A 20,493-nucleotide genomic window follows, 5' to 3' on the forward strand; every position below is an offset into this window, starting at 1 on the left:
CACTGGCCCGAGAAGAAAGTTCTGTATATCGGCCTCATCCCTGAGGCATCACCGGTCTGTCAGAGCATGCACGGCGAAGATGACAGAAAAATAACCAGCACCTTCAAACGCTGAGCGGTCGTTGCGCCGATTGCAGGTAGTCGTCCAGCAAGCCTCTCATCAACACCGCCGAAACGGGGGTTTGCAGGCGCCCCAACAGTTGCAGTTCGTGTTCGTTCAGCATGGCTTCCAGATCAGTCAGCACACTCGGTGCCATGCGCCCCAACAGGATCAAGGCCTTGGCCTCTTGTTCGGCAAGCAGGTGCCGGATCAGCGCCATGCCCTCCCCGTCGCTCAGTTGTGGGTCGCAGATGGCAATATCGACCTGGGCACGACGCTCCAGCGAGCACTGTGCCGATGCCAGCGACGGGGCGGTCAGTACGTCATAAATACCGACCGCGTTGAGCATCTGATGCAAGGCCATGAGCCGGTAGGGATTGGGTTCAAGAATCAGGACTTTGAGCGTGCGCATGGGCGACCTCTGAAACGGCAGTCACGGACTCTGCCGTGGGTGCGGTCCACTCTAGGGCAGCCTCCTTCAGCCTCCCATCGGAAAAGGCAGCACAACCTATAGGAATTTTCCCAATTTCAACCGCACATTATCCCGCTACCCCGCCTTCGCGCTGGGTGATATCCGTCCAGCCGCCGAGCAAGCCACGCAACTCACCATCCGCGCTGTAAAAAGGCACCGTCCATTGGTAGATCTCCCGGGTGCCATTGTTGAACTGCAAACGGCGTTTGCTGAAACGCGTTCTACGTGTCTGGAGTTGGACGAGAAATTCTTCGTGCAATATGTTCGCGGTGGACTTGGGCAGTACATCGACATCAATCAAGCGGCGTCCCTGCACCTGATCGAAGCGAACCGACAAGGCGTCTTCGTAGCTCTTGTTACAGAGGATCAGACGCCCCTCCAGGTCGCGAACGAACACCGGATCGGGCATGGCATCGATCAGCGCATGCTGGAAAACCAACTGATCACCCAGATCCTTTTCGACTTCCCGGCGCTGCTTGATCTCCGCCGCCAATCGTCGATTCCATAGCAACGACAACACGCCAAAAACGCAGCCCAGTAAAAGTGCCCAGCAACCCAGCTCGGCAAAACGCTGGCGTACCGATATCGGCTTCGGTCCGATGCCACTCAACCATTTCAGGCGCAGAGTGCGTAATTCAGAGGGGGGAAAGGCCTCCAGCGCCTTGTTGAGGATGCTCAGCAACTGCGGCTGCCCCTTGCGCACCACCAGATGATCGGCCTCCCATTTGCCCTCCAGCAGATCGCCGACCTTGAGCAGTCCGGAAGGGTAAAGTTGCGCACCGATTTCATTTTCGATGGTGGCATAGGCTTCGCCGCTTTCGACCAGCGCCCTCGCCTCGGCGTAGGTTTTTACCGAATGTATGTGGATGGAGGGGTAATCGCGGCGAATACTGCCCTCCAGCGCATGCCTGACGGGTAACACCAGCACTCGTTTGACCAACTGTTCCAGCGACTCCACTGAGGGTTCGCCCGCACGGCCGACAAACACCCAGCCAGCGCCACCGAAAGCATGGCTGAAGTCCAGAGTGGACTTGCGTTCATCGCTCATTGCCAGAGTTGTCGACATATCAGCCGCCCCACTTTCAAGGCGCTCGAGCAATTGATCGGTGGAGAACGATTCGCGGTAAACAAACTGCAACCCGGTCATGGCGCTTATGCGCTTGAGCACGTCGCTGTTCAGGCCGTTCCAATGACCGTGTTCATCCTGGAACAGGTACAACGGATATTGCACCGAGGCGACGATGACCTCGGGGTTATCGCGAATCCACTGACGCTCGACCTCATCCAGCTCAATGCGACCGACGTTCAGTCTTTCCTCGTCATGCAGCGCCAGTTGCGCCGCTTCAGCGAGGCGTGCAGCGCTCAACAAACACAATAAAAGAACCCGGTTCAGGGTGTGCTTCCATCCTCTTTCAAACAGCATTGCCACTTCCTTCGTGATCGACTCACCCGTCTTCCATGGGCGAAAACCCGAGCAGTGTGGCAGCAGAAACAAAAAAGCCCGTCAGGAGACGGGCTTCAAAATGTGACAGCTTTTCGGGCTTAAAGCGGCTTGCCGCGGTTGCCATGCTGGCTGACAAAGGCTTGCACGGCTTTCAGATCGTTTGGCAAAACGGTGCAGCGCTCGTTTCTCTCAAACAAATCAGAAAGATGTGCAGGCAGTGCGAGCGCTTTTCCTACACCGGCTTTTTCCACTGCTTCAGGGAATTTGACCGGATGGGCCGTACCCAGAATCACCATCGGGATGTCCAGGCTACGACGGCACTCGCGCGCGGCTCTGACGCCGATTGCTGTGTGCGGATCGAGTACTTCACCGGTCTGCTCGTAGACTTCGGCGATGGTTTCGCAGGTTTGCGCATCGTCCACGGCCAGCGAGTCGAACAGCTTGCGAGCTTCGGTCCAGCGCTCTTGCTCGACGCTGAAACCACCGCCCTGCTTGAACGCGTCCATCAAACCGGCAATCGCCGCACCGTTGCGACCGTGAAGGTCGAACAGCAAACGTTCGAAGTTCGACGACACCATGATGTCCATCGACGGCGACAGCGTGGCGTGCAGGGTTTCCTTGACGTACTGATTGCCGCTCATGAAGCGGTGCAGGATGTCGTTGCGATTGGTGGCGACGATCAACTGGTTGATCGGCAGGCCCATGTTGCGCGCCAGGTAACCGGCGAAGATGTCGCCAAAGTTGCCGGTTGGCACCGAGAACGACACCGAACGTGCCGGGCCGCCCAACTGCAGGGCTGCGTGGAAGTAGTAAACGATCTGGGCCATGATCCGCGCCCAGTTGATCGAGTTGACTGCCACCAGACGTGTGCCTTTGAGGAAGCTCTGGTCGGCGAAACTGTTCTTGACCATTTCCTGGCAGTCATCGAAGTTGCCTTCAATGGCGATGTTGTGGATGTTCTCGCCGAAGATGGTCGTCATCTGGCGACGCTGCACTTCCGATACACGGTTGTGCGGGTGCAGGATGAAGATGTCGACGTTTTCGCAGTGCTTGCAGCCTTCGATGGCGGCCGAGCCGGTATCACCGGAGGTAGCACCGACGATCACTACGCGCTCGCCGCGCTTTTCCAGCACGTAATCGAGCAGACGACCGAGCAGTTGCAGGGCGAAGTCCTTGAACGCGAGCGTCGGGCCGTGGAACAACTCCAGCACCCACTCATTGCCGTTCAACTGACGCAGCGGTGCAACGGCGCTGTGCGAGAACACGCCGTAGGTTTCTTCGAGAATCTTTTTGAAATCGGCATCGGGAATGCTGCCGGTAACGAACGGGCGCATGACCCGGAAAGCCAGTTCGTGATACGGCAGGCCGGCCCAGGAAGCGATCTCTTCCTGAGTGAAACGTGGCAGGACTTCCGGGACGTACAGACCGCCGTCGGTGGCAAGACCAGCCAGCAGGACGTCTTCAAAATTCAGGGCCGGTGCCTGGCCGCGGGTACTGATGTAACGCATGACTGACTCCAATGCAGAGTGTTCGTTATGCCGGGCCCACGTGTGGGCCCGGTACACGATGACGACTTAGTTCAGGTGCTCGACGCGGATACGCACAACCGGACCGACCACGCCGGCCAACGCTTCCAGGGCAGCAATCGCATCATTGATGTGCTGTTCCAGTACGCGATGGGTCAGCAGGATCATTGGCACCAGGCCGTCATGCTCCTCGACTTCCTTCTGCATGATCGACTCGATGTTGATGCCGCGCTCCGAGAGGATGCTCGCCACTTGTGCCAGCACGCCCGGATGGTCTTTGGCCTGAATGCGCAGGTAGTAGGCGCTTTCGCAGGCTTCGATCGGCAGGATCGGATGAGCCGACAGCGAATCCGGCTGGAACGCCAGATGCGGCACGCGGTTTTCCGGGTCCGACGTCATGGCGCGAACCACGTCCACCAGGTCGGCGATCACCGACGAAGCGGTGGGTTCCATGCCGGCACCAGCGCCGTAGAACAGGGTCGAACCGGCAGCGTCACCATTGACCATTACCGCGTTCATCACACCGTTGACGTTGGCGATCAGGCGATCAGCCGGGATCAGCGTCGGGTGTACACGCAACTCGATGCCGGCGGCAGTGCTGCGGGCTACGCCCAGGTGCTTGATGCGATAACCCAGCGCTTCGGCGTAGTTCACGTCAGCGGTGGTGAGCTTGGTGATGCCTTCGGTGTAGGCCTTGTCGAACTGCAGCGGAATGCCGAAAGCAATCGACGCCAGAATCGTCAGCTTGTGCGCCGCATCGATGCCTTCGACGTCGAAGGTCGGATCGGCTTCGGCGTAACCCAGTGCCTGAGCTTCGGCCAGCACGTCTTCGAACGTACGGCCCTTCTCGCGCATCTCGGTGAGGATGAAGTTACCGGTGCCGTTGATGATCCCGGCGACCCAGTTGATGCGGTTGGCGGACAGGCCTTCACGGATCGCCTTGATCACCGGAATGCCACCGGCCACAGCCGCTTCGAACGCCACGATCACGCCTTTCTCGCGAGCCTTGGCGAAAATTTCATTACCGTGAACGGCAATCAGAGCCTTGTTCGCGGTGACCACATGCTTGCCATTCTCGATGGCCTTGAGTACCAGCTCGCGGGCAACGGTATAGCCGCCCATCAGCTCTATGACGATGTCGATCTCAGGGTTCGTGGCCACTTCGAAGACATCGTTGGTAATCGCAATACCGGTCGTCTGGAACTGAGGCTTTGGCGTGCGCATGGCAATTTGTGCCACTTCGATCCCACGCCCGGCACGACGAGCAATTTCCTCGGCGTTGCGCTGAAGTACGTTGAAGGTACCGCCACCGACGGTCCCTAACCCACAGATGCCTACTTTGACCGGATTCACTGTGAACTCCCCATAAAACGGCCGACTCAAGGCCGGCCGGAAAACAACCGCGTGCTCGCGGTTCTCTATTAATGGCCCGGCGACGTTGCCGCCGGACCATGATCGTCAAAGGCTGACCGTGACGATGCGAATTACTTGACGCCCAGCGCCAGTTTGGCGACTTGTGGCGCAGGCTGGTAGCCCGGAATGACCTGGCCGTCAGCCAAAACGATGGCCGGTGTACCGTTCACACCAATCGACTGACCGAGGGCGAATTGCTTGGAAACCGGGTTATCGCACTTGGCGGCCTTGATTTCCTTGCCATCGACCATCTTGTCCATCGCGGCTTTCTTGTCTTTCGAGCACCACACGGCTTGCAGTTGCTCATCACCCGGCGAGCCGAGGCCCTGGCGCGGGAACGCTACATAGCGCACTTCGATGCCGCGCTTGTTCAGCTCAGGTACTTCCGCGTGCAGTTTGTGGCAGTACGGGCAGGTGGTGTCGGTGAAGACAGTGATGTGCGACTTGGTTTCGCCAATCGCCGGGTAAACCACGGTTTCAGCGACCGGAATGCCGTTGACCAGTTTGGAGATACCGAGGCGTTCGGTTTTCTCGGTCAGGTTGACCGGTTTGCCGTCCTTGAGCTCGAACATGTAGCCCTGAACGACGTACTGGCCGTCGGCGCTGGCGTACAGCACGCGGCTGCCTTTCAGTTTGACTTCATACAGACCGGCCAGCGGGCTGGCGCTGATGGTTTCAATCGGGGTTTCGAGCTGGAGGCTTTCCAGGCTTTTACGAATGGCTTTGTCGGCCGCGTCATCGGCGACGGCAAAGGTACTGACCAACGCAATGGCTGCGGCGGCGATAATCTGGGTCAGACGCATGAGAACTCCTGAAGGCGGACAAATGGAACGATCAGAACGCCCGTGTCGAAACACCGGGTCATAACCGTCCATCGTGCAAACCGGGAAAGCCTACCACATAAGGCCTCGGCGACCGAATGCGCCTGTCGCCAGAGATTTTGTGAGCACCGAAGATCCTGTGGGAGTGAGCCTGCTCGCGATAGCGGCAGGCCTGACAACACAGCGGTGACTGACAGACCACCATCGCGAGCAGGCTCACTCCTACAGAGTTTGTATTCAACCTCTCGGGTGGTGTTTGGCGTGGAGGTCTTGCAGGCGGGCGCGGGCTACGTGGGTGTAGATCTGCGTCGTCGACAGGTCGCTGTGGCCGAGCAACATCTGCACCACCCGCAGGTCGGCGCCGTGGTTGAGCAAGTGGGTGGCGAAGGCATGTCGCAACGTATGCGGCGACAGCGACTTGCCGATCCCGGCGACCTTGGCCTGATGCTTGATCCGGTGCCAGAAGGTCTGGCGGGTCATCTGTTCGCCACGCAGGCTGGGAAACAGCACATCGCTGGGACGCCCACCCAACAGCTCTTGTCGACCATCACGCATGTAGCGCTCGATCCAGACAATCGCCTCCTCGCCCATCGGCACCAGCCGCTCCTTGCTGCCCTTGCCCATCACCCGCAACACGCCCTGGCGCAGGTTGACCTGTTCCAGCGTCAGGCTGATCAACTCCGTCACGCGCAACCCACAGGCATAGAGGACTTCGAGCATGGCGCGATCACGCTGGCCGATGGCTTCGCTCAGATCCGGCGCCTTGAGCAGTGCTTCGACGTCGGCTTCCGACAACGATTTTGGCAGCGGTCTGCCGAGTTGCGGCATGTCGACGCGCAAGGTCGGATCGACCGTGATCAACTTTTCCCGCAACAGGTAGCGATAAAACCCACGCACACCGGAGAGGAATCTCGCGGTGGACCGCGGTTTGTAGTTCTGCTCCAGACGCCAGGCCAGATGGTCGAGAATCAATTCACGGCCGGCATTGCTCAGCTCCAGGTTCTTCTCCAGCAACCAGCCGTTGAACAGCGCCAGATCACTGCGATAGGCGTCGCGGGTGTTGTCGGACAGGCCTTTCTCCAGCCACAGGGCATCGAGAAATTGGTCAATCAGCGGGTGGTCGATAGCAGGCATGGGCGCTCAAGACACGCAGACTCAACGGCTGCGCACAAATGTAGAGTGAACTGAAGGAATGGCCGCTAGTCTTTCATAGCCCGCTATATCAAGGAACAGGGAGCTTCAATGAACGAGCAACAAATTCTTTTGGCATTTGGCGGGATCGGCGCCGCAGCGCTGGGCTGCCAATGGCTGGCCTGGCGCCTGAAGCTGCCGGCGATTCTGTTTCTGTTATTGACCGGGATTCTAGTCGGGCCCGTGCTTGGCTGGCTCGACCCGCAGGAGATGTTCGGCCCGCTGCTGATGCCGCTGGTTTCGCTGGCGGTGGCACTGATTCTGTTTGAGGGCAGCCTGACCCTGCACCTGTCGGAATGGCGCGAAATCGGCAGCGTCGTCCATCGACTGGTGACCATTGGCGCCATCGCAACCTGGATCGTCATCGCGGTCGCCACTCACTGGCTGCTCGGCTTCGACTGGTTGCTGGCGATCCTGTTCGGCAGCCTGACCCTGGTCACCGGGCCGACGGTGATTGTGCCGATGCTGCGGGTGGTACGACCGAAAGCATCGATTGCCAACATTCTGCGCTGGGAAGGGATCGTTATTGATCCAATCGGCGCCCTCCTCGCCGTGGTGGTCTACAGCTTCATCATTGCCAGCGGCGAAGGTCATGGCCTCAAGCAGAGTCTGTTGACCTTCGGTGGTGTGATTGCTTGCGGCAGCGCGTTCGGGATCGCTGGTGGCTGGTTGCTCGGTACCGTCATCCGTCGACAATGGTTGCCGGAGTATCTGCACAATCTGGCATCGCTGGCCGCTGTGCTGGGCATTTTCATCGCCTCCAACCAAGTGATGCACGAGTCCGGCCTGTTGGCGGTAACGCTGATGGGCATGTGGCTGGCCAACATGAAAGGCGTGGATGTGCGGCATATCCTGCACTTCAAGGAAAACCTCAGCGTACTGCTGATTTCCGGTCTGTTTATTCTGCTGGCGGCACGACTGGATTTGAATGCGCTGATCAGCCTCGGCCCCTTGGTGCTGATTCTGCTGCTGGTGATTCAACTGATCGCCCGACCGCTGACCGTGATGCTCAGCACCGCCGGTTCCAGCTTGAGCTGGCGCGAGCGCGCATTGCTGTGCTGGATCGCGCCACGGGGGATTGTAGCGGCGGCAGTTTCGGCGATTTTCGCGATTCGCCTGGATGAGGCGGGACACGAAGGCGCGTTGCTGTTGGTGCCACTGACATTCGCCGTGATCATCGGCACCGTGGTGCTGCAAAGCGCTACCGCGCGGCCATTGGCGCGACTGCTGAAAGTAGCCGAGCCGGCGCCCAGCGGTTTTCTGATCGTCGGCGCCAATGGCCCGGCACGTTTGCTCGGCAAGTCGCTGCAGCAATTGGGCAGCCGCGTGCTGCTGACCGATTCGAGCTGGGAGAATATTCGCGCGGCGCGCATGGAAGGTTTACCGACTTACTTCGGTAATCCCGCTTCGCAACATGCCGATGCGCACCTGGATCTGGTCGGCCTGGGGCATTTGCTGGCGCTGTCGCCATCAGGCGAACTCAATACGCTTGCCGCCATGCGCTTTCGCCATGACTTTGGGCATCAGCGCCTGTTCGGGCTGGCCAGCGGGCATGAAAGCCGTCGCACTGATAAACACCGGGCGAGTCTGGAACATCGTGGCAACCAGTTGGGTAGCGAGGCGCTGACTTACGCCAGGCTGGCCGGTCAGTTGGGTCAGGGGGCGGAGATTTACAGCACGACGCTGACCGATGGTTTCAGTTGGGATGAGTACCAGGCATTACACGGTAATCGGGCGACGTTGCTGTTTATGCGCGATGACAGTGGCTGGGTGCATGTGGTGACGCCTGAGACCACATTGAAGCCCGGGTCTGGGTGGACGTTACTGGCGTTGATTCAGCCGGAAACCAGCAGCGCCTCGTAAATCGAATCGCGAGCAGGCTCACTCCCACAGGGTAAGCGGCGTTCACAAATTCTGTGTACGACACGGACACTGTGGGAGCGGGCTTGCCCGCGATGGCCGCGACTCGGTATTCAATCAGGCGGCGAAACCCGGCAGCACCGGCACTGGCCGCTTGTCATCATCAATCGCAACAAAGCTGAACTGCCCGTGAATCGCCTTCTCGCGACCATCGCAGCTCATGCTTTCAACGAACACTTCCACCTCGACCTTGAGGCTGGTGTTGCCGACCTTGATCACTCGCCCTACCAACTCAACGATGGAGCCGGCGGGGATCGCGTGGTTGAAGTCGATGCGGTCAGTGGACACGGTCACCAGCGGCAAACGGCAGAAACGTGTGGCGGTGATGAACGACACTTCATCCATCCAGGCCAGCGCGGTGCCGCCGAACAGGGTGTTGTGGTGGTTGGTGGTCGGCGGGAAGACCGCTTTGGTTACGCGGGTCACCGAGAGTTCGGTGCGGCGTTCGATTTCCTGGTCGCGAGGGGTCATAACGTTTGGCTCAGGTTTTGAGGGGCTATCCGTAAAGCAAGATCAAAAGATCACAGCGTTCCGCAGCTCCTGCAGGGATAAATTGCAGGCAACAAAAAAGCAGCCCGTAGGCTGCTTTTTTCTGCATCGGAAGCTGGACTTAAGCCAGTTTTTCCTTGATGCGAGCTGCTTTACCCGACAGGTCGCGCAGGTAGTACAGCTTGGCTTTGCGTACGTCACCGCGACGTTTAACAGCCATGCTGTCGATCTGCGGGGAGTAGGTCTGGAAAGTACGCTCTACGCCAACACCGTTGGAGATTTTACGAACGGTGAATGCACTGTTCACGCCGCGGTTACGCTTGGCGATTACAACGCCTTCGAACGCTTGCAGACGGGAACGGTCACCTTCCTTCACTTTCACCTGAACGACAATAGTGTCGCCCGGGGCAAAGGTAGGGATTTCTTTGGTCATCTGCTCTGCTTCGAGTGCAAGGATGATTTTGTTAGTCATGCTGTGCTCCTAAGGTAAATCGTCTGATTTACCATCGATACGTTGTTAACTATCGTCCCGCTCGCGGATGTATTCCTCGAGCAGCTTCTTCTCTTCTCCAGAAAGCGAGCGGCTTTCCAGAAGATCGGCGCGTCGTTCATAGGTCCGACCAAGGGACTGCTGTAAACGCCAACGCCGGATATGCGCGTGGTTGCCACTTAGCAACACGTCGGGAACACGCTGATCCACATACACCTCCGGTCGGGTGTAGTGCGGGCAATCCAGCAAACCATCCGTGAAGGAATCTTCCTCCGCGGAGTCCGCATGCCCTAAAGCTCCGGGCAGCAGCCGTGTAACCGCATCGATCAGGACCATCGCCGGCAGCTCGCCGCCAGACAGTACATAGTCGCCAATCGACCACTCTTCATCGACATGAGCCTCTATAAAACGCTCGTCAATGCCTTCGTAGCGGCCGGCAATCAGGATCAATGCATCCGATTTTGCCAACTCGCGTACCGCCGACTGATTCAGTTGACGGCCTTGGGGCGACAGGTAAATAACCTTCGCCGCCTCCCCGGCTGCTGCTTTGGCCTGAGCCAGCGCATCTTCCAGGGGCTTGATCTTCATCACCATGCCCGGACCACCGCCAAACGGGCGATCGTCCACAGTGTGATGCCGATCCGTCGTGTAATCTCGCGGATTCCAACAGGTCAGCTGCAAGAGCCCCTGTTTGACCGCACGACTGGTGATGCCGTAGTCGCCGATGGCGGAAAACATCTCGGGAAACAAACTGATCACTTCTACGCGCAAGTTAGCCACGCTTAGAAGTCCGCGTCCCAATCCACCTTCATCTCGCCCGCTGCCAGGTCGACTGCCAACACGCATTGCTCCGTATAGGGCAACAGGCGTTCGCGATCATCCAGGCTGCCAGCGCAAGGCTTGACTACCATTACATCATTGGCGCCGGTTTCCAGAAGATGATCGACTTTCCCGAGCAATTGCCCCAGTTGATCGATGACCTTCAGACCTTCCAGCTCGTACCAGTAGTACTCGCCGTCGGTCAATTCAGGGAACAGGTTGCGCGGCACGCAGATCTCATAACCGGCCAGAAGACGAGCTTCTTCACGATCATCAAGACCCTTGAGCTTTGCGACCAGGAACTTGTCGCTCCCGCGTCCACTGACCAGCTCGACCTGTTTGACATTGCCTTCGCGCTTGAGCGTCCAGGTTTTGTACTGCAACAGGTTTTCAGTCGGATCAGTAAAGGAATACACCTTCACTTCGCCGCGAACGCCGTGAACAGAGTAGATCTTGCCAATAACGATCAAATCATCGGCAACAGTTGGCGTCGCGTTCATATTGCTCAGGCCGCAGCCTTGGCATTTTCCTTCAACAACTGAGCAACGCGCTCAGAAGGTTGTGCACCAACGCTCAGCCAGTAGGCTACGCGCTCTTGGTTCACGGACAGACGGATTTCCTGACCACGGGCAACAGGATTGAAGAAACCAATCTGTTCTTTGTGGGAGCCGTCACGCGGGTTACGCGAGTCGGTTACGGTCAGGTGGTAAAACGGGCGCTTTTTGGAGCCGCCAAGGGCAAGACGGATTGTTAGCATGTGAACATCGTTCCTGTAGTCGGTGCTGCAAATCTAAATGCACAGCGGGCATGGGTGCCCGAAAGGCCGCATATTCTAAGGAATATCCGGACTTTTGCAAATGACTTTTTCCGGCGCCTATGGCAGGCCGTGCAGATTTGCATATAGAGCCGTCGATAAAAACGGCCGGTCAGCTCCCGCCAAGTGCGGGTTTGCTGTTGATCCCGCATCCTTGCGGGGCCTGCGCCGGTGCGACGACCGGCGAGTTCTTTACATCTTTGGCATACCGCCGCCGGGCAACATACCGCCCATGCCGCGCATCATTTTCGCCATTCCGCCTTTCGCGGAGAACTTCTTCATCATCTTTTGCATCTGCTTGTGCTGCTTGATCAAGCGACCGATGTCCTGCACTTGAGTGCCGGAACCCATGGCGATCCGGCGTTTGCGCGAACCGCTGATCAGCTCAGGGTCGCGGCGCTCGGCCGGGGTCATGGAATTGATGATGGCTTCCATCTGCTTGAACTGCTTCTCTGCCGCACCCTGGGCATTGCCCATTTGCGCCAGATTGACGCCGCCCATCGTCGGCAGCTTATCCATCAGGCCGCCGAGGCCGCCCATGTTCTTCATCTGTTGCAGCTGATCACGGAAGTCTTCGAGGTCGAAGCCCTTGCCCTTCTTCAGCTTCTTGGCCAGTTTGTCGGCCTTGTCCTTGTCGAGGGTCGCTTCGGCCTGTTCGATCAGGCTGAGCACGTCGCCCATGCCGAGGATTCGCGAAGCGATACGCTCAGGGTGGAACGGCTCCAGCGCCTCGGTCTTCTCGCCCATACCGATGAACTTGATCGGCTTGCCGGTGATGGCGCGAACCGAAAGTGCGGCACCGCCACGGGCATCACCGTCGACCTTGGTCAGGATCACACCGGTCAGCGGCAGTGCATCACCGAAGGCCTTGGCCGTGTTGGCGGCATCCTGACCGGTCATGGCATCGACCACGAACAGGGTTTCGACCGGGTTGATCGCGGCGTGCAGCGCCTTGATCTCGCCCATCATCTCTTCGTCGATGTGCAGACGACCGGCGGTATCGACGATGACCACGTCGATGAATTTCAGTTTTGCTTCTTTAATAGCCGCGGTGGCGATGTCGACCGGCTTCTGGCTCAGGTCGGACGGGAAGAACGTCACGCCGATGTCGTTGGCCAGGGTTTCCAGCTGTTTAATAGCCGCAGGACGGTAAACGTCCGCCGACACGACCATGACCGATTTCTTCTTGCGCTCTTTAAGGAAGCGCGCAAGTTTACCGGCGGTGGTGGTTTTACCGGCACCTTGCAGACCGGCCATCAACACGACGGCTGGCGGCACGGCGCTCAGGTTCAAGTCTTCGTTGGCCGCGCCCATCAGGCTTTCGAGTTCGGCCTGGACGATCTTCACGAACGCCTGGCCCGGCGTCAGGCTGCGCGACACTTCAGTGCCGACGGCGCGTTCCTTGACCGAATTGACGAAGTCCTTGACCACCGGCAGTGCAACGTCGGCCTCAAGCAACGCCATGCGCACTTCACGCAGGGTGTCTTTGATGTTGTCTTCGGTCAGCTTGGCCTTGCCGGTGACATGGCGCAGCGTCTGCGAGAGACGGTCGGTTAAGTTTTCAAACATTGCGCGATCCTTTCAGGCCCTGTACAGACCGGGATAATGGCGGCCCAGACCGGAATCAACATGTGCTCGGCGAGCCTGCGGCGTGGGCAGGTCGCGGATTATAGCGAAGACTGCGTCGGGCGGACACCTCGCACTTTCGTGCTGTGGCGGTTCTATGCCAAACTCAGCCCCTTTCGGGCTTGCCTAACAGGATTTATGCTCCCCTTGTCACCCAGTTTGCTGACCACCCTCGCCGCCGCCCTTCTGTATGCCGCTGCGACCATTTATCAGAGCACTCGCCTGGCCTCCGGCGCCAGGGCGAACAAGCGCCTGCTGGTTACGCTCGGCGTTTTCGCCGTGCTGGCCCACAGCGCCAGCCTGCTCACGCACCTGCTGACCCCGATCGGTCTGGGGCTGGATTTTTTCAGCGCCTCAAGCCTGATCGCCGCTGCGGTCATCGCGCTGACCTTGATTGCGTGTTCGCGCATTCCGGTGGAGAACCTGCTGGTTCTGCTGTTCCCGCTGGGGGCGATCACCGTATTGCTGGCGCAATTTGCGCCCGCCGGTACGGTGCAGATCATCGATGAAGAGCCGGGCATCCTCGCCCACATTCTGCTGTCGATCCTCGCTTACGGCATGTTCACCATCGCAGTGTTCCAGGCGTTGTTGGTGCTGGTGCAGGATCACCAGCTCAAGCACAAGCACCCCTCGGGGCTGATCAAGAACTTCCCGCCGCTGCAAACCATGGAAAGCCTGCTGTTCGGTTTCCTCTGGGCCGGCTGGACGCTTCTGTCGCTGTCGCTGATTTCCGGCTGGCTGTTCGTCGAGAACCTGTTCGCTCAGCATCTGGTGCATAAAACCCTGTTGGCCTGTCTGGCCTGGGTCGTGTTCAGCGTGTTGCTGTGGGGTCGCAACCGTCTCGGCTGGCGCGGCCACAAGGCGATTCGCTGGACCCTCGCCGGTTTCTGCCTGCTGATGTTGGCGTATTTCGGCAGCAAACTGGTTCGTGAATACATCCTGCACATCTGACGGGCGGCATAAATGGACGGTTTGCCCATAGGGCCGATGCTCGCGGTATTTGTCCTGCTGATTTTATGGGCAGGGCTGTTTACCGCCGTCGAAGCGGCGCAGCAGCATCTGCTGGCGCAACGTACCGCCTCGCGCGCCAGCGATAAACCGCTGGCGAAACTGAGCTTTCCGCTCGACAGCCTGATCCTCTGCAACACCTTGTGCCGCGCCTTCGCCGTGGTCATCGCCACGTTGCTGGCGATCTTCCTCTGCGAAGAAAACGGCCCATGGGCAGCCTGCCTCGCCGCCACCGCACTGTTGCTGGTGTTTACCGACTATTTCCCGCGCACCCTCGCCCAGCGTTATCCGGATGCGGTGCTGGCGTTCGGCAATACCTTGCTCGCGGTGCCGCTGAAAATCGTTTATCCGCTCGCCTGGCTTTTGAGTCGAATCAGCCGTTTGCTGATGCGACCGTTTGCACGCAAGGTCCAGGTGGTGCAGCAAAGCGAAGATGAGATGCCGACGGACCGGCATGACGACCCGGAACATCCGGTTCGCCTGCATCCGGTGTCGGGCATTCATGCACTGGACAACATCACGGTCAATGACATTCTGGTGCCGCGCAGCGATGTCGACGGCATCAACCTCGACGACTCGATCGAAGAAATCATCGAACAACTGCGCCACAACAAACGCACGCGTTTGCCGGTGTTTCACAGCGACATCAATCAGGTCGAAGCGGTACTCAATACCCGGCAGATCCGCCATTTGCTGAACAATGGCGAACTGACCCGTGAAGCGCTGCTGGCGGCCAGCTACGAACCGTACTTCGTCCCGGAAAGCACGCCGTTGCAGCTGCAACTGCTGAACTTCCACAAGCAACAGCGACGTCTGGGCATGGTGGTCGACGAATACGGCGAAGTGCTGGGGATCGTCACGCTGGAAGACATTCTCGAAGAGATCGTCGGCGAATTCGAAAGCGAGCACAGCCTCGACAACCCGCACATTCACCCACAGGCCGACGGGCGCATGGTGATCGACGGCACTGCCTCGATCCGCGAACTGAACAAGTGCCTGGGCTGGCACTTGCCGAGCGACGGGCCGAAAACCCTCAACGGTTTGGTCACCGAGGCGCTGGAGACCATTCCGGAAAGCGCTGTGTGCCTGAAGATCGGGCGCTATCGGCTGGAGATTCTCGAGACCGAAGAGAACCGGGTGAGCAAGGTGCTGATCTGGCATACGAGCTTAGTGCCAGCCACGGTCTAAGCTCTTGTAGCGAGGGAGCTTGCTCCCGCTGGGTTGCGAAGCAGCCCCATGCCTTTATGTAGAGCACTCGATTTTTACGACCGCTACGCGCCCGAGCGGGAGCAAGCTCCCTCGTCACAGTTCAGGTCAGCCAATACCTTTTGCCTCGTTTCTTGCTCTTGTTCAATCGTTAGCCACCTTCCTATAATCGGGCCGCTTACCCAAGCGTCGCCGCACCGCGTGCTTATCCCGCATCCGACCGGTCTCGGCCATTTCCGCTGCACTCCGGCGACTGTTCCTACCTGAAACAGCGACCGTGCCTCATCCCACATCCCTGGGTGCTCGACCATAATAATTCGCTCCAACGGAGCTCATGACTGTCAGGGATCACCGCATGACGACCAGTACCGCTTACAGCGACACCGCGCCTGCCCAGCCGACCAACTCCGCCACTCGTGTGGCCACGGCGAGTTTTATCGGCACCGCCATCGAGTTCTACGACTTCTATGTCTACGCCACCGCCGCAGCGCTGGTGATCGGGCCGGTGTTCTTTCCGCAGACCTCCGGCACCGCGCAGATGCTTTCGGCGTTTCTGACCTTTGGTATCGCGTTCCTCGCCCGGCCGCTGGGCTCGGCGTTGTTCGGCCATTTTGGCGACCGCATCGGCCGTAAATCGACCCTCGTCGCTTCGCTGCTGTTGATGGGCGTCTGCACCACGCTGATCGGCGTATTGCCGGGTTACGCGACCATTGGTGCCTGGGCGCCGATCCTTCTGTGCGTGCTGCGCTTCGGCCAGGGCCTGGGGCTTGGTGGTGAATGGGGCGGCGCCGCGCTGCTGGCCACGGAGAACGCACCGAAGGGCAAGCGGGCGTGGTTCGGCATGTTCCCGCAGCTCGGCCCTTCGATTGGTTTCCTCGCGGCCAACGGCCTGTTTTTGACGCTGGCCCTGACGCTGGATGACGAACAGTTCCGCAGTTGGGGCTGGCGGATTCCGTTCCTGCTCAGCGCGGTGCTGGTGATGGTTGGCCTGTACGTGCGCCTGAAACTCCACGAAACCCCGGTATTCGCCAACGCCATTGCCCGTCAGGAACGGGTGAAAGTGCCGCTGGTCGAGCTGTTCAGCCAATACTGGGTTCCGACTTTGCTCGGCGCGGCGGCGATGGTGGTGTGTTACGCGCTGTTCTATATCTCGACGGTGTTTTCCTTGAGCTACGGCGTCTCCACACTGGGTTACAGCCGCGAAACGTTCCTTGGCCTGCTGTGTTTTGCCGTGCTGTTCATGGCGGCAGCCACCCCGTTGTCGGCCTGGGCCAGCGACCGTTACGGACGCAAACCGGTGCTGATCATCGGTGGTGTGCTGGCGATTCTTTCCGGGTTTCTGATGGAACCGCTGCTGACTCAGGGATCGACCTGGGGCGTGGCGCTGTTCCTGTGCATCGAGCTGTTCTTGATGGGCGTGACCTTCGCCCCGATGGGTGCTTTGCTGCCGGAGCTGTTTCCGACCCACGTGCGTTATACCGGCGCGTCGGCGGCGTACAACCTCGGCGGCATTGTCGGAGCCTCGGCGGCGCCGTTCTTTGCGCAGAAACTGGTGGCGATGGGGGGGTTGAGTTACGTCGGCGGGTATGTGTCGGGGGCGGCGGTGCTGAGTTTGATTGCGGTGCTGTGTTTGAAGGAAACGAAGAATAACGACCTGAATCAGATTGCCTGAATCAGAAGCATCGCCAGCAGGCTGGCTCCCACATTGGTTTTGTGTACACCACAAATCAAATGTGGGAGCCAGCCTGCTGGCGATAGGCGCGCCGCGGTTTAGAGCTCTACAACGACAGCCTGAGCAGCACGTGTCGCTTTCGCACGGGCAGCCTCGATCGACTCATCCCGCGCCAACGCCACACCCATCCGGCGCTGACCATTAACCTCTGGCTTGCCGAACAAACGTAGCGCCGTATCCGGCTCGCTCAACGCAGCGCCAAGGTTGGCGAATGCAGTCTGGGTCGACTGTCCTTCCACCAGAATCACCGCCGAAGCCGATGGGCCGAACTGACGAATCAACGGAATCGGCAACCCCAGAATCGCCCGGGCGTGCAGTGCGAACTGCGACAAATCCTGAGAAATCAGGGTCACCAGACCGGTGTCATGCGGACGCGGCGACACTTCGCTGAACCACACCTGATCGCCCTTGATGAACAGCTCGACACCAAACATGCCACGACCACCCAAGGCCTCGGTCACGGCTTTGGCAACGCGCTCGGATTCCGCCAGAGCAACCGGGCTCATGGCCTGCGGCTGCCAGGATTCCTGATAGTCGCCCTTCTCCTGACGGTGACCGACAGGCGCACAGAACGTGGTGCCGCCGATGTGGCGCACGGTCAGCAGGGTAATTTCGTAATCGAAGTCGATGAAGCCTTCGATGATCACCCGACCTTTACCGGCACGACCGCCCTCTTGCGCGTAGTCCCAGGCTTTTTGCACGTCGTCATTGCTGCGCAACAGGCTCTGGCCTTTGCCCGACGAGCTCATCACTGGCTTGACTACACACGGGAAGCCCAGATCCTGCACGGCTTTGCTGTAATCCTCGAAGGTGTCGGCAAAGTGGTACGGCGAGGTCGGCAGGTCCAGCTCTTCAGCGGCCAGACGACGGATGCCTTCGCGGTTCATCGTCAGTTGTGCAGCGCGGGCGGTCGGGATCACGGTGAAGCCTTCGGCTTCCAGTTCGACCAGCGTAGCGGTGGCGATGGCTTCGATTTCCGGCACGATGAAGTGCGGCTTCTCGGCTTCGATCACCGCACGCAGTGCGGCACCGTCGAGCATGTTGATCACATGGCTGCGATGGGCGACTTGCATGGCCGGCGCGTTGGCGTAGCGGTCGACGGCAATCACTTCAACGCCCAGGCGTTGCAGCTCGATCACCACTTCCTTGCCCAACTCACCACAGCCACACAGCAATACGCGGGTCGCGGTTGGCGACAATGGAGTTCCGATACGGGTCATCTCAGGTCCTCAAAGAAGCGGATCATCGAGGAAAGCGACGCCATGCGTGCTTTCCATGGGGAGAAAGCGCGGCATTTTACATGAACCCGAGGGTTTGGCTTCAGCCGGCGACAGCCTGTTTGCGCTCGCGCCACGCCATGATCAGCCAGACGGCGGTGACACCGGCAAATTTCGAGGCCAGCGCGGTGATGATCACGCCGGGAGTCAGCGCGTCGATCAGGCCGAAAAAGATGAAGGTATCCAGCGGAATACTCAGCGCCGAGCTGATCCACAAGCGGTCGCGCAACGGGCGCTTGGTGATGCTGAATACCAGCCAGTCGATGATTTCGGAGACCGCGAACGCTGTGGCGCTGGCCAATGCGATGGACGGATCGGACGTGACGTAAGACAACACCAGCGCCGCCAGCATCGCCGCGATGGCGCCATGGCCGAAGCGGATTTGCACCATGTCGCGCAACACGAACACCAAGCCGCCCCAGGCCGACCAGATGATGTCCAGGTGTGGTGCGGTGGAGAAGGCGAAGTTGATCAGCACGACGCTGCTGATATAGGCGATGAGGAAAATCATGAGGGGCGCGGGATGCCTGAGGAATCAAGGCGCACAGATTACTTGAGGTAGAGAGTTCGGCCAAGTCGGCTTACGAATTGTATACACACCTGTGGCGAGGGAGCTTGCTCCCGCTGGGCTGCGCAGCAGACCTTCGCTTTCAAGATCAAAAGAGGGGCCGCTTCGCGCCCCAGCGGGAGCAAGCTCCCTCGCCACAAAAGCTTTTCAGCCAAACCGTCAGTGTTTGGCTGGAAGCATCCACACCAACCCACTCGCCTTCGCCCGTTCATGACACAACCCTAGCACCGCCCGGCGCTCGTCATTAGTCATACGGCTCCAACGGGTGATTTCTTCCACCGTACGCTGGCAGCCAGTGCACACGTCATCGTCATCCAGCGCGCAGATGTTCACGCATGGCGACTTCACCGGTCTTTCGGGGGTGTTCATTCTTCTTGCTCGACCAGATCACGCGCATAACGCTGGGAGTTATGCACATAGTGCGCGGCGCTGGCTTCGAGCATCTTCTTTTGTGGCTCGGTCAACTCGCGCACAACCTTGCCCGGCGAGCCCATCACCAGCGAACCGTCCGGGATTTCCTTGCCTTCGCCGATCAGCGAATTGGCGCCGATGATGCAGTTCTTGCCGATCTTCGCTCCGTTGAGAATCACCGCGTTGATGCCGATCAGGCTGTAGTCGCCAACCGTGCAGCCGTGGAGCATGGCGTTGTGGCCAATGGTCACGCCGGTGCCGATGGTCAGCGGAAAGCCCATGTCGGTGTGCATCACCGTGCCGTCCTGGACGTTGCTGTTCTTGCCGATCAGGATCAGTTCGTTGTCGCCGCGCAACACGGCGTTGAACCAGACGTTGGCGCCCTCTTCCAGTTTGACCTTGCCCACCAGCACGGCATTGGGTGCGACCCAGCTCTGTGGATGGGTTTCGACACGGGCGTCGCCCAAGCGGTATTTCATGGTGTTTTCCTCAGGCTCACGAAGACTGGCCATTCGAACGATGGCTTCAGGTGTTGATAAAGCTTTTTGGCGGTTTGTGCAGGCTGATCTTCGCGTCATAGAGCAGGTTGATCAACTCGACAATCATGATCGCGGTCAGGCCCCAGATCTTGTATTCACCAAATCGATAACTCGGCACGTACCAGCTACGCCCTTGATAGTCGATGCGATGAGTGTGTTCTCGAGGGTCGGTGCGGAAGAATTCCAGTGGCACGCTGAACACCGCGGCGATCTCGGCGTCATTGGCCAAGTATTCGACATAATCGGGAATCACGCCGACATAAGGCGTGACTTTGATGCCATGCAGGGAGATCAGTGGGCTCAGTGGCCCGATGATTTCAACCAGCCCCGGTGGCAGACCGATTTCCTCTTCGGCTTCACGCAGCGCGGTGAAAATCAGGTCCGGGTCTTCCGGGTCACGGCGTCCGCCGGGGAAGGCGACTTCGCCGCCATGGGTCGACAGCCCGCTGGCGCGCAGGGTCAGCACCAGCTCCGGCTCTTCACTGCGGGTGATTGGCACCAGAACGGCGGCCTCGGGGAAACGTTTGTCAGTCTCCAGCGTGCGCGGTGTGTGGTTACTTACCCGATGCAGTAGCTCGTCCAGCATGAGTGTTCTCGTTCTGTGCCTTACCCTGCATCATGCACCAAT

Annotated in this window: 21 protein-coding genes; 4 read left to right on the forward strand and 17 right to left on the reverse strand. The window is 59.2% G+C overall.

The features are described 5' to 3' along the window. Positions 1-103 precede the first annotated feature (103 nt). The 6 genes from ACTWLJ_RS01700 to xerD form a co-directional block, all read right to left on the reverse strand. Positions 104-511 (reverse strand): response regulator, encoded by a 408-nt coding sequence (locus ACTWLJ_RS01700; protein ID WP_445179648.1) that lies wholly within the window; start codon positions 509-511, stop codon positions 104-106. Between the two features lie 127 nt (positions 512-638). Continuing rightward, entirely contained in the window at positions 639-1,994 is a 1,356-nt protein-coding gene (locus ACTWLJ_RS01705; protein WP_445179649.1) for a transporter substrate-binding domain-containing protein, read from the reverse strand. 119 nt (positions 1,995-2,113) lie between these two features. Then, a complete protein-coding gene (gene thrC / locus ACTWLJ_RS01710; RefSeq protein ID WP_445179650.1) occupies positions 2,114-3,523 on the reverse strand; it encodes a threonine synthase in 1,410 nt (469 codons plus the stop codon). A 66-nt stretch (positions 3,524-3,589) separates the two neighbouring features. Beyond that, entirely contained in the window at positions 3,590-4,894 is a 1,305-nt protein-coding gene (locus tag ACTWLJ_RS01715; RefSeq protein WP_346609114.1) for a homoserine dehydrogenase, read from the reverse strand. Between the two features lie 131 nt (positions 4,895-5,025). Next, a complete protein-coding gene (dsbC, locus tag ACTWLJ_RS01720; protein ID WP_445179651.1) occupies positions 5,026-5,757 on the reverse strand; it encodes a bifunctional protein-disulfide isomerase/oxidoreductase DsbC in 732 nt (243 codons plus the stop codon). A 255-nt stretch (positions 5,758-6,012) separates the two neighbouring features. Further along, a complete protein-coding gene (gene xerD / locus ACTWLJ_RS01725; protein WP_445179652.1) occupies positions 6,013-6,909 on the reverse strand; it encodes a site-specific tyrosine recombinase XerD in 897 nt (298 codons plus the stop codon). 108 nt (positions 6,910-7,017) lie between these two features. On the opposite strand from xerD, the gene ACTWLJ_RS01730 reads away from it, so the two are divergent. After that, entirely contained in the window at positions 7,018-8,829 is a 1,812-nt protein-coding gene (locus ACTWLJ_RS01730; RefSeq protein ID WP_445179653.1) for a cation:proton antiporter, read from the forward strand. 114 nt (positions 8,830-8,943) lie between these two features. Here the strand turns inward: ACTWLJ_RS01730 and ACTWLJ_RS01735 are convergent, their stop codons facing one another. From ACTWLJ_RS01735 to ffh, 6 genes are all read right to left on the reverse strand, one after another. Then, positions 8,944-9,357, reverse strand: a complete 414-nt coding sequence (locus ACTWLJ_RS01735) for an acyl-CoA thioesterase (RefSeq protein WP_221729888.1) — start codon at positions 9,355-9,357, stop codon at positions 8,944-8,946. A gap of 139 nt (positions 9,358-9,496) precedes the next feature. After that, positions 9,497-9,847, reverse strand: coding sequence for a 50S ribosomal protein L19 (rplS, locus tag ACTWLJ_RS01740; protein WP_003175895.1), 351 nt, complete (start codon positions 9,845-9,847; stop codon positions 9,497-9,499). A gap of 45 nt (positions 9,848-9,892) precedes the next feature. Further along, positions 9,893-10,645: a tRNA (guanosine(37)-N1)-methyltransferase TrmD gene (gene trmD, locus ACTWLJ_RS01745; RefSeq protein ID WP_445179654.1), complete on the reverse strand. Its 753-nt coding sequence runs from the start codon at positions 10,643-10,645 to the stop codon at positions 9,893-9,895. A gap of 2 nt (positions 10,646-10,647) precedes the next feature. Then, entirely contained in the window at positions 10,648-11,184 is a 537-nt protein-coding gene (gene rimM / locus ACTWLJ_RS01750; RefSeq protein ID WP_401220262.1) for a ribosome maturation factor RimM, read from the reverse strand. Between the two features lie 5 nt (positions 11,185-11,189). Continuing rightward, the gene (gene rpsP / locus ACTWLJ_RS01755) at positions 11,190-11,441 is read right to left on the reverse strand and encodes a 30S ribosomal protein S16 (RefSeq protein ID WP_236480137.1); all 252 of its coding nucleotides are present in this window, start codon (positions 11,439-11,441) and stop codon (positions 11,190-11,192) included. 249 nt (positions 11,442-11,690) lie between these two features. Continuing rightward, entirely contained in the window at positions 11,691-13,067 is a 1,377-nt protein-coding gene (gene ffh, locus ACTWLJ_RS01760; protein ID WP_445179655.1) for a signal recognition particle protein, read from the reverse strand. A gap of 195 nt (positions 13,068-13,262) precedes the next feature. Here ffh and ACTWLJ_RS01765 point away from each other — a divergent pair, with 195 nt between their 5' ends. The 3 genes from ACTWLJ_RS01765 (at position 13,263) to ACTWLJ_RS01775 (ending at position 17,010) form a co-directional block, all read left to right on the forward strand. Then, positions 13,263-14,075 (forward strand): cytochrome C assembly family protein, encoded by an 813-nt coding sequence (locus tag ACTWLJ_RS01765; protein ID WP_445179656.1) that lies wholly within the window; start codon positions 13,263-13,265, stop codon positions 14,073-14,075. A 12-nt stretch (positions 14,076-14,087) separates the two neighbouring features. Next, entirely contained in the window at positions 14,088-15,320 is a 1,233-nt protein-coding gene (locus tag ACTWLJ_RS01770; RefSeq protein WP_445179657.1) for a transporter associated domain-containing protein, read from the forward strand. Between the two features lie 373 nt (positions 15,321-15,693). Beyond that, positions 15,694-17,010: an MFS transporter gene (locus tag ACTWLJ_RS01775; protein WP_401220276.1), complete on the forward strand. Its 1,317-nt coding sequence runs from the start codon at positions 15,694-15,696 to the stop codon at positions 17,008-17,010. 98 nt (positions 17,011-17,108) lie between these two features. On the opposite strand, the gene purT is transcribed toward ACTWLJ_RS01775, so the two are convergent. The 5 genes from purT to ACTWLJ_RS01800 all read right to left on the reverse strand — a co-directional run bounded on the left by purT (position 17,109) and on the right by ACTWLJ_RS01800 (position 20,451). Then, positions 17,109-18,290 (reverse strand): formate-dependent phosphoribosylglycinamide formyltransferase, encoded by a 1,182-nt coding sequence (gene purT / locus ACTWLJ_RS01780; protein ID WP_445179658.1) that lies wholly within the window; start codon positions 18,288-18,290, stop codon positions 17,109-17,111. A gap of 100 nt (positions 18,291-18,390) precedes the next feature. Beyond that, positions 18,391-18,858 carry a preQ0 transporter gene (locus ACTWLJ_RS01785; protein ID WP_401220282.1) on the reverse strand — a complete coding sequence of 156 codons (468 nt, stop codon included), beginning with the start codon at positions 18,856-18,858 and terminating at the stop codon, positions 18,391-18,393. Positions 18,859-19,074: 216 nt separating this feature from the next. Further along, a complete protein-coding gene (locus ACTWLJ_RS01790) occupies positions 19,075-19,284 on the reverse strand; it encodes a DUF1289 domain-containing protein (protein ID WP_445179659.1) in 210 nt (69 codons plus the stop codon). After that, positions 19,281-19,805 (reverse strand): gamma carbonic anhydrase family protein, encoded by a 525-nt coding sequence (locus tag ACTWLJ_RS01795; RefSeq protein WP_034154816.1) that lies wholly within the window; start codon positions 19,803-19,805, stop codon positions 19,281-19,283. The genes ACTWLJ_RS01790 and ACTWLJ_RS01795 overlap by 4 nt, the downstream gene beginning before the upstream one ends. Positions 19,806-19,851: 46 nt before the next feature. Further along, a complete protein-coding gene (locus tag ACTWLJ_RS01800) occupies positions 19,852-20,451 on the reverse strand; it encodes a CoA pyrophosphatase (protein ID WP_445179660.1) in 600 nt (199 codons plus the stop codon). Positions 20,452-20,493: the final 42 nt, after the last annotated feature.

The organism is Pseudomonas sp. McL0111, assembly GCF_052567255.1.